The organism is Draconibacterium sp. (genome assembly GCF_041583095.1).
Taxonomy (GTDB): Bacteria; Bacteroidota; Bacteroidia; order Bacteroidales; family Prolixibacteraceae; genus Draconibacterium.
Genome location: NZ_JBFHGM010000125.1, coordinates 1 through 13,774, shown reverse-complemented (window position 1 = coordinate 13,774; position 13,774 = coordinate 1). Strand labels below are relative to the sequence as shown.

General features: G+C 42.2%; 9 protein-coding genes. 5 read left to right on the top strand and 4 right to left on the bottom strand.

Features of this window, described 5'->3' with window-relative positions; genetic code table 11:
* The 3 genes from ABZB17_RS12700 to argH all read right to left on the bottom strand — a co-directional run.
* On the bottom strand, positions 1 to 938 hold a 938-nt coding region (locus tag ABZB17_RS12700), incomplete at its 3' end, for a glutamate synthase subunit beta (protein WP_372650723.1).
* Positions 939 to 957: 19 nt separating this feature from the next.
* Entirely contained in the window at positions 958 to 5,547 is a 4,590-nt protein-coding gene (gene gltB, locus ABZB17_RS12695) for a glutamate synthase large subunit (protein ID WP_372650722.1), read from the bottom strand.
* A 268-nt stretch (positions 5,548 to 5,815) separates the two neighbouring features.
* On the bottom strand, positions 5,816 to 7,147 hold the full coding sequence (gene argH / locus ABZB17_RS12690) for an argininosuccinate lyase (RefSeq protein WP_372650721.1): 1,332 nt from the start codon (positions 7,145 to 7,147) through the stop codon (positions 5,816 to 5,818).
* Positions 7,148 to 7,450: 303 nt separating this feature from the next.
* On the opposite strand from argH, the gene ABZB17_RS12685 reads away from it, so the two are divergent.
* On the top strand, positions 7,451 to 8,107 hold the full coding sequence (locus tag ABZB17_RS12685) for a hypothetical protein (RefSeq protein ID WP_052670584.1): 657 nt from the start codon (positions 7,451 to 7,453) through the stop codon (positions 8,105 to 8,107).
* 44 nt (positions 8,108 to 8,151) lie between these two features.
* On the opposite strand, the gene ABZB17_RS12680 is transcribed toward ABZB17_RS12685, so the two are convergent.
* Positions 8,152 to 8,838, bottom strand: a complete 687-nt coding sequence (locus ABZB17_RS12680) for a hypothetical protein (protein ID WP_372650720.1) — start codon at positions 8,836 to 8,838, stop codon at positions 8,152 to 8,154.
* A gap of 72 nt (positions 8,839 to 8,910) precedes the next feature.
* Between ABZB17_RS12680 and ABZB17_RS12675 the strand changes: the two genes are divergently transcribed.
* The 4 genes from ABZB17_RS12675 (at position 8,911) to ABZB17_RS12660 (ending at position 13,480) form a co-directional block, all read left to right on the top strand.
* A complete protein-coding gene (locus ABZB17_RS12675; protein ID WP_372650719.1) occupies positions 8,911 to 10,545 on the top strand; it encodes an ArnT family glycosyltransferase in 1,635 nt (544 codons plus the stop codon).
* A gap of 570 nt (positions 10,546 to 11,115) precedes the next feature.
* A complete protein-coding gene (locus ABZB17_RS12670) occupies positions 11,116 to 11,781 on the top strand; it encodes a TorF family putative porin (protein ID WP_372650718.1) in 666 nt (221 codons plus the stop codon).
* Between the two features lie 85 nt (positions 11,782 to 11,866).
* The gene (locus ABZB17_RS12665) at positions 11,867 to 12,223 is read left to right on the top strand and encodes a P-II family nitrogen regulator (RefSeq protein ID WP_045026156.1); all 357 of its coding nucleotides are present in this window, start codon (positions 11,867 to 11,869) and stop codon (positions 12,221 to 12,223) included.
* A gap of 24 nt (positions 12,224 to 12,247) precedes the next feature.
* On the top strand, positions 12,248 to 13,480 hold the full coding sequence (locus ABZB17_RS12660; RefSeq protein WP_372650717.1) for an ammonium transporter: 1,233 nt from the start codon (positions 12,248 to 12,250) through the stop codon (positions 13,478 to 13,480).
* Positions 13,481 to 13,774 lie beyond the last annotated feature (294 nt).

The window sequence follows — 13,774 nt, the reverse complement described above, 5'->3', positions numbered from 1 at the left end:
CGCAGCGATGTGGCTACACAGTCGGTACCGGTATCGCCACCACCAATTACAATTACGTGTTTATCTTTTGCCGAGATGTAATTTCCATCTTCCAGTTTACTGTCGAGCAAACTTTTTGTGTTGGCTTTCAGGAACTCCATAGCGAAGTGTACACCATCCAGTTCGCGGCCTTCAACATTCAGGTCGCGTGGTTTTGTAGCCCCGGTGGTTAAAACAACCGCGTCAAAGTCGTCGAGCAACTTTTTGCTGCGAATATCTTTACCAACCTCGGTATTGGTTTTGAAAATAATACCTTCTGCTTCCAGGATATCTACGCGGCGTTGTACCACATCTTTATCCAGTTTCATATTTGGAATACCGTACATCAGCAAACCGCCGATACGGTCGTCGCGTTCGAAAACAGTAACGGTATGACCGGCTTTGTTTAACTGAGCAGCACATGCCAGTCCTGCCGGACCTGATCCTACAACAGCAACCGTTTTCCCGGTGCGCGATTCCGGTGGCTCAGGAACTACCCATCCCTGTTCGAAACCATTGTCGATAATGGTACGTTCGTTGTCGTGTATGGTAACAGCCGGTTCGTTAATTCCCAACACACAACCTGCCTCACAAGGTGCAGGACAAACTCTTCCTGTAAATTCAGGGAAGTTATTGGTGTGGTGAAGTCGTTCCAGTGCATCTTTCCAGCGACCTTTGTAAATCAGGTCGTTCCACTCCGGAATCAGGTTGTAAACCGGGCATCCCGAAGCGCCGTTGTGCAATAATGCTCCGCGATGGCAGAAGGGAACACCGCAATCCATGCAGCGTGCACCCTGTGTTTCACACGTTTCTTTATCGCGTAATATGTATACCTCGTTCCAATCTTTAAGGCGTTCCTCAATTTTTCGTGTTGGATTGGAAACTCTTTTATATTCTAAAAATCCTGTTGGCTTTCCCATGTCTTAGCGTCTATAAAAATTACAAATTGGCCAGATGCATATCAAATGCAGCATCAATAACATCCGACTCTTTTTCGTATTTACCCGTTTTGCGGGCTTCTTCAATGTAGGTCAGCATTCGTTTGTAATCGGTAGGAATTACTTTTACAAACTTGCCTATTGTCTCCTCCCAGTCAGATAGAACATATTCAGCAACAGTTGATTCTGTTTTATCCATATGTTTCTGGATCATTGCTTTCAGTTCTTCCTGTTCTTCTTTACCCGTAACTCTTTCCAGTTGAATCATTCCCTTGTTGCAAAGCCCCGGGAATGTTCCGTCGATGTCGAGTACATAAGCAATACCACCCGACATACCGGCACCAAAGTTTCGTCCTGTTTTACCAAGAATAACAGCTTTTCCTCCCGTCATGTATTCGCAGCCGTGGTCGCCAATACCTTCAACAACAACTTGTGCTCCCGAGTTACGAACACAGAAACGTTCGCCGGCAATACCGCGGATATAAGCCTCGCCGCCTGTTGCTCCGTAGAAACAAACGTTACCTACAATAATGTTCTGTTCAGGAATGAACTGTACATTTTTAGCAGGATAGATGGCTAAATGACCACCGGATAATCCTTTTCCGAAGTAATCGTTCGCATCACCTTCAACTTCCAGTTCGATACCTTTGCAAACAAATGCACCGAACGATTGTCCTGCAGAACCTGTCATTTTGAAATGAATAGTTCCGTCGGGTAAACCTTCTCCCCTATGTACTTTGGTTACTTCGTGCGACAGAACGGTACCAACACTTCGGTTGATATTTTTTATCTCGAATTCTGCGGCTACTTTTTCACCGTCTTTTATTGCTTTTTGCGCTGCTTCAACCAATTTCCAGTCGAGGATTTCTTCCAACTGGTGATCTTGTTTTTTGCTGCAGTAAAGACCTTCTTCCGCACCCATTTCTTCTTTATAAAGAATTGGACTAAGGTCAAGACCTTTATATTTCCAGTGATCAATGTCGTCTTTAAATTTCAGGCACTGCGACTGACCCACCATTTCGTTAATGGTACGGAAGCCCAACTCTGCCATAATCTCACGAAGACCTTCAACAAGGAATTCGAAGTAATTTACAACGTGATCAGGATTGCCTTTAAATTTACCGCGTAATCTTTCGTTTTGTGTTGCTACACCTACCGGACAAGTGTTGCTGTGGCATTTACGCATCATGATACATCCTTCAACAACCAGCGCCATGGTGGCAACTCCCCACTCTTCAGCACCAAGCAGTGTTGCAATAGCAAGGTCGCGGGATGTTTTCATCTGGCCATCAGACTGCACCACGATACGGTTACGCAAGCGGTTGCGAACCAGTGTTTGGTGTGTTTCCGACAATCCAAGCTCCCATGGCAGACCGGCATGTTTGATCGAACTCACCGGCGATGCTCCTGTTCCTCCGTCGTATCCCGAAATCAGTACGGCATCGGCTTTTGCTTTACAAACACCGGCGGCAACAGTTCCAACACCTGTTTCAGAAACCAGTTTCACGTTGATACGTGCATCGCGGTTACTGTTTTTCAGGTCGAAGATCAACTGTGCTAAATCCTCAATTGAATAAATATCGTGGTGTGGTGGAGGAGAAATCAATCCTACACCCGGAGTTGAGTTACGTGTACGTCCGATCCAGCCATTAACTTTATGGCCCGGAAGGTGACCGCCTTCACCCGGTTTTGCTCCCTGCGCCATTTTAATCTGAAGCTCTTTTGCCATGCTCAGGTAGTAGCTGTTCACTCCGAAACGTCCTGATGCGATCTGCTTGGTAGCCGAACACATATCGTCGCCATTTGGCAATTTGGTGTAACGTACCGGGTCTTCACCACCTTCTCCTGAGTTTGATTTTGAACCAATACGGTTCATGGCAATGGCCAGCGTAGTGTGTGCTTCCCACGAGATAGAACCAAACGACATTGCTCCCGTAGCAAAACGGGTAAGAATGCTTTCTGCCGGTTCAACTTCGTCGAGCGGAATCGACTGGCGGTCAGAGGTAAAGTCCATCAACCCACGTAAAGTGAATGCGGCTTTGGCCTGATCGTCAACCACACTACAGTATTTTTTGTATTTCTCGTAATCGTTCTTTCTTGTTGCTTCCTGAATCAGTTGAATAGCTTCAGGACTCAACAAGTGGCGCTCGCCATCTTTACGCCAGTGGTATTCGCCACCCGGCTCCAGTACTTTTGCTCCGCCCTGGCGGGTTGGGAATCCCTGACGATGACGCATCATTGCTTCTTTGGCAATGTCGTCAAGACTTAAACCTTCAACACGGCTAACGGTTCCGGTAAAGTACTTGTCAATTACTTCCTGTTTGATTCCGACAGCTTCAAAAATCTGTGCTCCCTGATACGACGCCAAGGTTGAAATACCCATTTTTGAGAATACTTTCAACAGACCGCCGCCAATTGCTTTCACATAGTTTTGTATAGCTTGATCTTTGGTAATATCTCCCAATGCTCCTTCATCAACCAGATTCTTGATGGTATCAATTGCCATATATGGGTTAATGGCAGAAACTCCGTAGCCCAACAAAGTGGCAAAATGATGTACTTCGCGCACATCTCCGGCTTCCATAATAATGTCGGCTTTACCACGCTTTCCAACGCGGATAAGGTGGTGGTGAACAGCCGAGGCTGCCAGTAACGAAGGAATAGGCGCATGGTCGGTGCTAACCGCAAAGTCGGAGAGCAAAATGATTGAATAAGCTTCATCAATCGCATCTTCAACATACTGGCACAAACGTTCCAGTTTGGTTTCCAGCGTTCCTTCTTTTCCATCGGCGTGGAAAACAATGCTGATCTTTTTCGTTTGGAAATGCGTGTGATCCACGTAGGCCAGTTTAATCAACTGCTCGTTGGTTAAAACAGGCTGGTGAACTGCAATCCTGCGACAATGTTCAGGCGACTCTGTCAGAATATTTTTGAAACCTCCCAGATAGGTACGCAAATCCATTACAATACGCTCCCTGATCGGGTCGATTGGCGGATTGGTAACCTGGGCGAATAATTGTTTAAAGTAGTGCGACAAATGCACCGGACGATCTGAAAGAACAGCCAGCGGGTTGTCGGCTCCCATCGAGCCAAGCGCTTCGCTACCACTTGTCGCCATCGGTTTCAGGATCACCTCAATATCTTCGTGGGTGAATCCAAAAGCCTTTTGTCTTTTGAATACGGTTTTCTTATCCGGCTCTTTTAATTCCAGGTCGGGAATAAAAGGAAGTTCGTCCAGATAAGTCATATTTTCTTTTACCCATTCGCCGTAGGGTTGGCTTGAGCAAATTCCGGATTTAACTTCTTCGTCAGAAATAATGCGTCCTTGTTCCAAATCGGCAACAAACATTTTTCCGGGTTGCAAACGGCCTCTGATCTTCACCTGATCGTGAGGAACATCAATTGCTCCGGTTTCTGATGACATTATTAATGTGTCGTCTTCAGTCAAACAATAACGCGACGGACGCAAACCGTTACGGTCGAGTGTTGCTCCAACAAGCACTCCATCAGTAAAACATACCGATGCCGGGCCGTCCCATGGTTCCATCATTGCAGAATAGAATTCGTAGAACTCTTTCTTTTTCGGATCCATGTCGGGATTATTTTGCCATGCCTCAGGAATAAGCATCATCATTACATGTGGTAATGATCTGCCGCTTAATACGAGCATTTCAATGGCCATATCGAGGTTGGCACTATCCGAATCTCTTAAATCGCAGATCGGGAAGATCATCTCCAACTCTTCTTTTGTAAATTTCGAGCACTCCAGAAGCACTTCGCGCGCACGCATCCAGTTAATGTTACCCTTGTTGGTGTTGATCTCGCCGTTGTGCGCTATATAGCGGAATGGTTGCGACAGTTTCCACGATGGGAAAGTGTTGGTTGAAAAGCGCGAGTGTACCAATGAAATGGCACTTACTGCCAACGGATTGGTAAGGTCTTTAAAATATAACGAAACCTGCTCGGTTGTTAACTGACCTTTATAAATAATGGTTTTATAGGAGCACGAAATGATATTCATTCCGTTGTATCCAATTCCGGCAACCGACTCTCGAACCAGTTTTTCAGTGTATTTTCTGAAAACAAAAAGTTTGCGATCGAACTCTTCCACCGACATACCATCCGGTTTACCAATGAACAATTGCTGTACATATGGTTCTGATGCCAAAGAATCGCGCCCCAGGTCAGAATTGTCAACCGGAACTTTGCGATAACCCAAATAGGGTAGCCCAAACTTCTTCAGATTTCGTCCGATAATATCTTTACACTCTGAACGTTTTCGGTCCTCTTTTGGGAAGAAAATCATGGCCACGCCATATTCGCCAAACTGAGGTAATTTAATGTCCTGTTTCGGACATTCTTCCATGAAAAGTTCGTGTGGAATTTGTAGTAATATCCCTGCACCGTCACCGCTTTTAATATCAAACCCGGTACCCCCGCGATGTTCCATACGAGCCAGCATCGACAGAGCATCAGAAATCACACTGTGTTTCTTTCTGCCCTTTAGGTTTGCTACAAACCCGATACCACAACTCCCATGCTCAAATTCAGGGCGGTACAATCCCTTTGCTACAGGTTCTTTTGTCTGCATCATTTTTTCCTTTCTCTTTAAAATTCGCACTAGCGCAGCAATTGGCGCTGTCAATACCTAATTACTGCAAAACTGTAAGTGAAAATCCCGTTTTTACTTACGAAGTGAAATCAAAAATAATCAAAGAGGTGTGTATTCGCAATCTTAGCAGGTGTAAATTGTGTTTAATAACATACAATTAACCTTGAGAAAAATCATAAAAAACGTAATCCTTTGTCAGTATTTTATATGATTCTGACATTTGTTAGGTTTCAAATAGTCTGAAATCTTATTGAAGCAGGTTCTTTTTTGCTTCTTCTATTTTGTTAAATAGAAATTTTTTAATGATTTCCTCTTTCTTATTTGAAATACTATCCAAACATAAATTTCCGATGCTCCCTTCGTGGCTATGGTCTACGCATTTTTCGGGCGTAAAGTTTCCCTCTTCAATTTGAGCGCCAACTTGTTTGTAAGCTTCGCGGAATGGAATTCCCTGCAAAACAAGTTTGTTAACTTCCTCAACACTAAAAAGGTAATCGTATTTGCTGTCGTTAAGAATTTCGGTGTTTACCGACATTTTATCGATGGCCAGACTAACAATATTAAGGCAGTCGTTCATTTCTTTAAACGACGGAAGAAAAACTTCTTTTACCATTTGTAAATCGCGGAAATAGCCGCTTGGCAGGTTGTTAATGATTAAGCTGATTTGTGCCGGAACACCTTGCAATTTGTTGCAACGGGCGCGGGTGAGCTCAAAAACATCAGGATTTTTTTTGTGGGGCATAATGCTCGATCCTGTGGTAAACTCGGTGGGCAGGCTTACAAAATTGAAATTCTGGCTCATAAACAAACAAACATCGTAAGCCAGTTTTGATAATGTTCCGGAAATGTTTGCTAAGGCAAACGAAACAATTTTTTCAACTTTACCTCTTCCCATTTGCGCATAAACCACATTATAGTTCATGCTTGCAAAGCCGAGTAGGTCGGTTGTCATTTGGCGGTTAAGCGGAAACGACGAACCATAACCGGCTGCCGAACCCAATGGGTTTTGGTTGGTAATATTAAAGGCCGACAAAAGTAACTCCAAATCATCGGATAAACTTTCGGCATAGGCGCTAAACCACAGCCCAAATGACGAAGGCATAGCTACTTGCAGGTGGGTGTATCCCGGCATTAAAATGTGTTTTGTTTGTTCGGCACGTTTTAACAGAATATCGATAAGCCCCGAAGTAGTTTCGGCAATTTCTTTAATGGCATCGCGGGTGAACAGTTTTAGGTCGAGTAAAACCTGGTCATTACGCGAACGTCCGCTGTGTATTTTTTTACCAAGGTCGCCCAGTTTTTCGGTAAGCATAAATTCAACCTGAGAGTGTACATCTTCAACGCCTTCTTCAATCGTGAATTCTCCTTTTTCGGCAATAGCATAAAGACTTTTCAGCTCGGTCAGAAGTGTCGGAAGCTCATCCTTTTCAATAAGCCCAACCGACTCGAGCATGGTTACATGCGCCATCGAGCCCAAAATATCGTGCGTGGCCAAAAACAAATCCAGTTCGCGATCTTTACCAACAGTAAATTCTTCAATTGCTTTGTTAACAGGTGTACCTTTATCCCAGAGTTTCATATTAAAATAGTTGGAAGACGGAAGGCAGAAGACGGAAGATGAGAACCTGAATGCAGCCCTGTCGCTTCAATTAATATTAATAACTGCAAAGATAAAATTTCAAATGAAAGCTTCTTTCAATTTGCCGGAACTAAAACCTATTAATAACATGCAAAACCGAGATGCCGAAACAGGTATGGGAAATTGGCATCAGATAAGCTGATTTCAAAGAGATTTTTTTGGCTTAATATTATTAGATTTGCACTTCGTTATAGGTGTCCCTGATGACGCGGTTATTGGGGTGTAGCCGGAAAGATTTAAACAATGAAGAAAGTATTATCGATTATATCTTACCTGATTATTGCTGTGGCTTTATACTCGGCTGCAAGTTTTTATTTTAATTACGATTTTTGCCACACTATGGTAGCCGAAGACGGCCCGCTTGAAAATCTTACAGCTCTGGGTTTACTGCTGATATCGGTATTGTTTGCTATTCGTCTGTTCAGGCAGTATAAAGACAGGAACAAACTTTGGGTGGCTTTAAGTCTGATAATTATTATCGGTGCATTTTTCGGTTTTGGTGAAGAGATTTCCTGGGGGCAAAGGATATTCGCTGTTGAAACCAAAGGTTTTTTTGCTCAGCATAATTTTCAGGGAGAAACCAACCTGCACAATTTGGAGATAGGAGGCGTAAACCTGAATAAATTGATTTTCTCGACCGGGCTGGTAGTAGTTTTCGGAACTTATTTTGTTTTAACACTTCTGCTGTATAATAAGTGGCCTTTTTTCACACGTACTATCGATCTGTGGGGTATTCCTGTTCCTAAAATCAAATACTCATTACTGATACTGGTGTGTACGGGAATAGTTTTACTCATTCCGGAAAGACGAATATGGGAGCTGTGGGAAGCAATTTTTGTTGCTGTTTTACTGTTGGTTTTTCTCGATCCTTACAACCAGAAAGAGGAGCTTCTTGCCTAAAAAAAAATTTCTCAGAACATTAAAGTCCTCCTATATTGCCGGCATTAGCTGGTTAAACTAACATCCTTAATTTTTTTTGCCGGATTAATCAGAATTAAAAAGAGGATTCCGGTTAAGGCAAGTTCGTGTAGTTCGCTTTCTTTAACCAGGTTTATGGCCAGCGGAATAAAGGTGTTAACGGCCAATAGAACTATAATGTGATGCAGGCGGGGAATCGGAACGCCATAATCAATTACCAGTTTGCGAATAGACTTAACTTTCCAGGTAAGTAATGGCAGTATAATAAAGTAACTGATTAGCGCCACAAACATCAGTTTCGAAAAGATGAGGATGTTTAAATCCACTCCACCAATTTCAAGGTTATGCAGGTTGGTTTCGCCCTGGTAGTTGTTTTGCATAAAATATTCGCCGGATTCGATTGAAAATATACGCTGGCCCCACGATATTTCTTCTCCAAGGCCAAAAATAAAAACGATTGATGCAAGCGCGTTGAAGAATATTTTTTTCCGGTTTTTCTCTTTGCCGGCTTTAACTGCCCTGGTAGCAAAAAGTATAGCTCCCAATAGCAGAAACAATGCTGTAAGGTATTCCACCCAGCCATCTTCGCGAATAACTTTATCAAAAGCTTCCTGTCCGGAATTACTCTGACTTTTTCCGTAAGCTACAAAACCAATAATAACGGAATAAACTATAATGTCGAGAATTGTAATCCACGAAATATTTTTCTTCATTTGTATTCAAATTAAAAATGTGGGCGTAAAATTAGTATTTTTTGTTTGTGCGCTTGCCATAATTCGTCACTAATGAATAATCGACATATATACTTTCTGGTCCTGATTACCCTTCTATTAATTATAATACCAGCTTTGCCGGTTTTTTTGGTTGGAAACGCTGCAAAATATGCAGAGGTGGGTCGCGAAATGCTGATGAATAACGACTGGATTAACCTTACTATTGGCGGCGATGCTTACGATCAGAAACCTCCTATGTTGTTTTGGATTGCGGCGGTTACTTTTAAGTTGTTTGGTTTGTCGATACCGGCCTTCAAATTGGCCGTTTTATTGTTTTCGGTCATCGGAATTTATTCGACATACCGGCTGGGAAAACTGCATTACGGAAAAGAAACCGGTATGCTGGCAGCCTTTTTTTGGATATCGTCTTTGGGATTTCAGCATTTTAACAACGATATACATACCGATACTTTATTGGCCGACTTTGTGGTTTTTTCGGTATGGCAGTTTTCGGTGTATTTAAAAAACCATAAATGGCACAATTTTTTGCTTGGTGCAGTTGGCGTTGGTTTGTCGATGCTGGCAAAAGGGCCGGTGGGAGTTGTAATTCCCGCAGCTGCAATTGGCGGAACAATGTTGGTTCATAAGCAATGGAAAGAAATATTTAACTACCGTTGGCTGATTGCCCTGGTAGTGGTGGGCATTATGATTTTGCCTGCCATGGTGGGGTTGCTAAACCAGTTTGGGCTCGAGGGAATCAAATTCTATTTCTGGACCAATAACGTAGGGCGTGTTACCGGTTCGTATAGGGGAAGTGGTGCCGATTATTCGTTTTACCTGCATACATCCTTATATGTATTGTTGCCCTGGACCATATTTATGGTTTATGGTTTTTTTAAAGAAGTGAAAAGCCTGAACAGAATACGGAAAAATAAAACCGAAGATTTTGAGGTAGTAAACATTTTTGCGGTTGTGGTTTACCTGGGAATACTGTCGGTAGCCAAACAGCAAAATCCACACTATATGCTTTCGGCACTTCCTTTTATGTATATAATTACCGCCAAATGGACCGTGCGCTTATTTTCTTCCGAAGAAAGAGCGAAAACCCGTAACATAATTGCAACAATAAATAAAGGAATAGCAGTTGTTGGGCCGCTAATATTATTAGTGCTGCCCATTGTGGTGTTTCCTGAAAAACGTTTCTGGTTTTGGGGTGTATACGGATTGCTTTATGCCGGAATAGTGATAGTGTTTGTAAAAAAGAATAATTTGCAGAGGCAGATTGTGATGCTGACCTTCACCATTGCAGTAATGCTGTTTACCGTTAATGTGAACATGTTGCCAAATATGCTGAGGTTTCATACTTCGATTGAAGCTGCCGAAATTTTTAATGAAAAAGCACCTGAAGGCTCAACACTAAGCATGTATACCGAGAAAGCCAGGCTTTGGAATTTGTTTCTGTATTCAAAATCTCCGGGCAAATATCTTGTTGAAAAAGAAGATCTGGAAGCATTTCTGCCGAATGCGGGGGCGTGGATATATACTTCGGAAGCCGGGTATAATGATATGCTTGAAATGGGATTGAATGTGAATGTGGTTCAGAAATTTACGGAGCACAAACCTCTAACCGGTCAGTCGGCACGATTTTTAAATCCCAAAACCAGGGCGAGCAGATTTAATACCATGTATCTTGTTGAGTTAAGATAAGTAAATCACAAAAAACAAAATATTTCTTCCCCCCCCCCTGTTCCGATTGTTATACTTTTCGATCAGTATTAATTCTTTTGCACACTTCATAAAATTTGGACAGGAAACCAATTCATCATTAATAAATGATTTTCTGTTGCTGTTTTATGTCTCTCATATTAATATATGATGAGCTGCCACACTTCATTGTGGTGATAGTCTGCATCTTTCTTTAGGGCAGTATCCTTTGTCCTTTAATTAATTCTTGTTATTCGTCTAATAAAAACATGTGGTAATTTGTTCTTTTTGGACTTATTGTGGCGATTAAATGTAAAAACGGCAATAAAAAGCACGAATAGATATCAAAAAGGTACAATATGATGCCAAATATTAATAATTTGTTAAGTGAATTAATATGTGCGGTAAAAATGGGGTTTCGATTGAAAAAAAGTGCATTTATTTGAATCAGGAATTAAAAACAGAGGGTGTAGAAAAGAAAAAGACGTTAAAAAGGGGAAAACACCCCTGTTAAAACAGGGCAGACGAGATTTAAAAATAAAAATAGCAGTTTAACTTTTAAAATTTACGATTATGAAAAAGACACTACTGATTACAGTAAGTATGTTATTACTTTTAGTTGTATCAACAACGAATGTTAAAGCTCAGGAATGGAGTACGGGTTTAGACATTTACAGTAGTTATTTATGGCGTGGTGCCAAGTTTGGAACAGGGGCAGCTTTCCAGCCCGGAGTTGAGTTTAGTGCAGGAGGTTTTGCCATTGGTGCATGGGGATCTTACAGTACTGGTTCAGAGGAAGCAGCTGAGGCCGACCTTTACATGGGTTATGGTTTCGATTTAGGCGAAAATGCTTCGTTAAGCTTTACCTTGACCGACTACTACTTCCCGGGATCAGACTGGACAGAAGGAGAATCGCACTACTTCGAACCGATGGTTAGTTTGGGTGTAGGCGCTTTCACTTTCACTGCAGCTTACATGGAAGGACTTGGAGATGATGAGATCAACACTACAAGCGACTTGTATCTTGAAGCAGCAGTTTCAGCAGGTCCGGTAGACATTACTCTTGGTGGTGGCGATGGCCAGTACACTGACGATGGCGATTTCAACATCTGTAACATCATGGTTGGAACTTCAAAAGAAGTACAGATTACCGAAAGCTTTACTCTGCCGGTTTCAGGAGCAGTTATGCTGAACCCATCAACCGGAGGATTCCACATTGCAGTTGGTATTTCACTGTAACAGAGAAGATATTTTGATATGAAACGAGTCCGTATAACTCGGACTCGTTACATCTTATACTAAAAAACAAATAACATTAAATAAGATGAAAAAGATTGAAGCAGTAATACGCAAATCAAAATTTGAAGAGGTAAAAGACGCCCTGTATGAAGCAGGTATTGAGTTCTTCTCTTTCTGGGATGTGAGAGGAGTTGGCCAGGCTCGCGAAGGTCGTGCTTACCGCGGTGTTGTATACGACACCAGTACAATCGAAAGAATAAAATTGTCCATTATCGTTCGCGATAAAAATATTGATAAAACGGTTCAGGCCATTTTAGGTTCAGCCAGAACAGGAGAGATTGGTGACGGTAAAGTGTTCGTTGTGCCTATTGAAGAGTCATACCGAATCAGAACCGGAGAACACGGTGATGAATCACTTTTTATTAAAGGAAAAGAAGAGTAGTAACTGAAAAAAGATTAGATTATCATGGAAGAAACTTTACAAGGCCTACAAATAGGTATAGATAATATGTGGTTATTGGTTGCTGCATTTCTGGTAATGTTCATGCAGCCTGGATTTGCCCTGGTTGAGGCAGGTTTTACACGATCGAAGAACACGGCGAATATTTTAATGAAAAACCTGATGGACTTTTCTATCGGCTCAATACTTTATTGGGTTATTGGTTTTACCATTATGTATGGAGACTCAATAGGTGGATTTATTGGAATGCCAGATCTTTTCTTTATGAGCGACGGTTTTGGCGATAATTATTCTGATTATGCCGACTTGTTCTTCCAAACTGTATTTGCTGCAACTGCTGCAACTATTGTTTCGGGAGCAATGGCTGAAAGAACAGAATTTAAAGCCTACTTGATTTTTAGTATTGTAATTACCGTAATTATTTACCCAATTTCAGGTCACTGGACATGGGGTGGTGGTTGGTTAAGCCAACTTGGATTCCACGATTTCGCCGGTTCATCTATTGTACACTCTGTTGGTGCATGGGTTGGTTTAGCTGGTGCGTCTATTATTGGACCTCGTTTAGGAAAATATGGAAAAGACGGAGAGGCGAAAGCAATTCCGGGACACAACCTGGCAATGGGAGCATTGGGTGTATTCATCCTATGGTTCGGATGGTTCGGATTTAACCCCGGATCTCAGTTAGCCGCTGCCGGTACTGATAACGCTGTTGCAATTGGTCATATCGCAGTTACCACTAACCTGGCTGCTGCGGCCGGTGCTGTTACTGCAATGATGGTTGCATGGTTCCGTTACAAACGCCCATCACTTTCAATTTCGTTGAACGGTGCATTGGCCGGTTTGGTTGCCATTACTGCTGGTTGTGATGCCGTTAATCCTATGGGAGCATTATTCATCGGTATTATTGCAGGTTTCATTCTGCCATTTGCTGTTGAGTTCTTCGATAAAATATTGAAAGTAGACGACCCTGTTGGTGCGATCTCTGTTCACGGAGTGAGCGGTGCATTTGGTACACTGGCTGTAGGTTTGTTCTCAACCTCTGAAGGTTTATTCTACGGCGGTGGTGCAAAATTACTGGGTATTCAGGCTATAGGTGTGGCAGCATTCTTTGCCTGGGCATTCGGTTTAGGTTTGGTATTATTCTTCATCCTGAAGAAAACAAATATACTGCGCGTTTCTAAGCGCATTGAAGAAGAGGGCCTTGATGTTTACGAACATGGTGAGAGCGCCTATAACTAAAATCTTCTTCAGCTTTTAAGTCTGTAGCTGTCTGTTTGTGGCCCCGTCGTTGGGCGGGGCCATTTTTCTTTTCAACTACACGACTTGAAAAAATAGAACATTAACTGCACATAATATATTTCGTTTTACGTTAAATTAAGGTCAAGGGTAGTTATTAGTTAGTTTAGTTAGATTAAAAGAATCGGAGACCGACTGCAAATTGTAGTCGGTTTTTTGTTGATAAAAATGCAGGCTTTTAAGTGAAAGTATTTGAGGCTTATGTATTTTTGTCACTTCTTAAAAAATGTAGAAATT

Excerpts from the sequence above, each read along its gene's own strand:
- ABZB17_RS12670 (WP_372650718.1), top strand. The coding sequence starts at position 11,116 with ATGAAAAAGACACTACTGATTACAGTAAGTATGTTATTACTTTTAGTT.
- argH (WP_372650721.1), bottom strand. The coding sequence starts at position 7,147 with ATGAAACTCTGGGATAAAGGTACACCTGTTAACAAAGCAATTGAAGAA.
- gltB (WP_372650722.1), bottom strand. The coding sequence starts at position 5,547 with ATGCAGACAAAAGAACCTGTAGCAAAGGGATTGTACCGCCCTGAATTT.
- ABZB17_RS12665 (WP_045026156.1), top strand. The coding sequence starts at position 11,867 with ATGAAAAAGATTGAAGCAGTAATACGCAAATCAAAATTTGAAGAGGTA.
- ABZB17_RS12660 (WP_372650717.1), top strand. The coding sequence starts at position 12,248 with ATGGAAGAAACTTTACAAGGCCTACAAATAGGTATAGATAATATGTGG.
- ABZB17_RS12685 (WP_052670584.1), top strand. The coding sequence starts at position 7,451 with ATGAAGAAAGTATTATCGATTATATCTTACCTGATTATTGCTGTGGCT.
- ABZB17_RS12680 (WP_372650720.1), bottom strand. The coding sequence starts at position 8,838 with ATGAAGAAAAATATTTCGTGGATTACAATTCTCGACATTATAGTTTAT.
- ABZB17_RS12675 (WP_372650719.1), top strand. The coding sequence starts at position 8,911 with ATGAATAATCGACATATATACTTTCTGGTCCTGATTACCCTTCTATTA.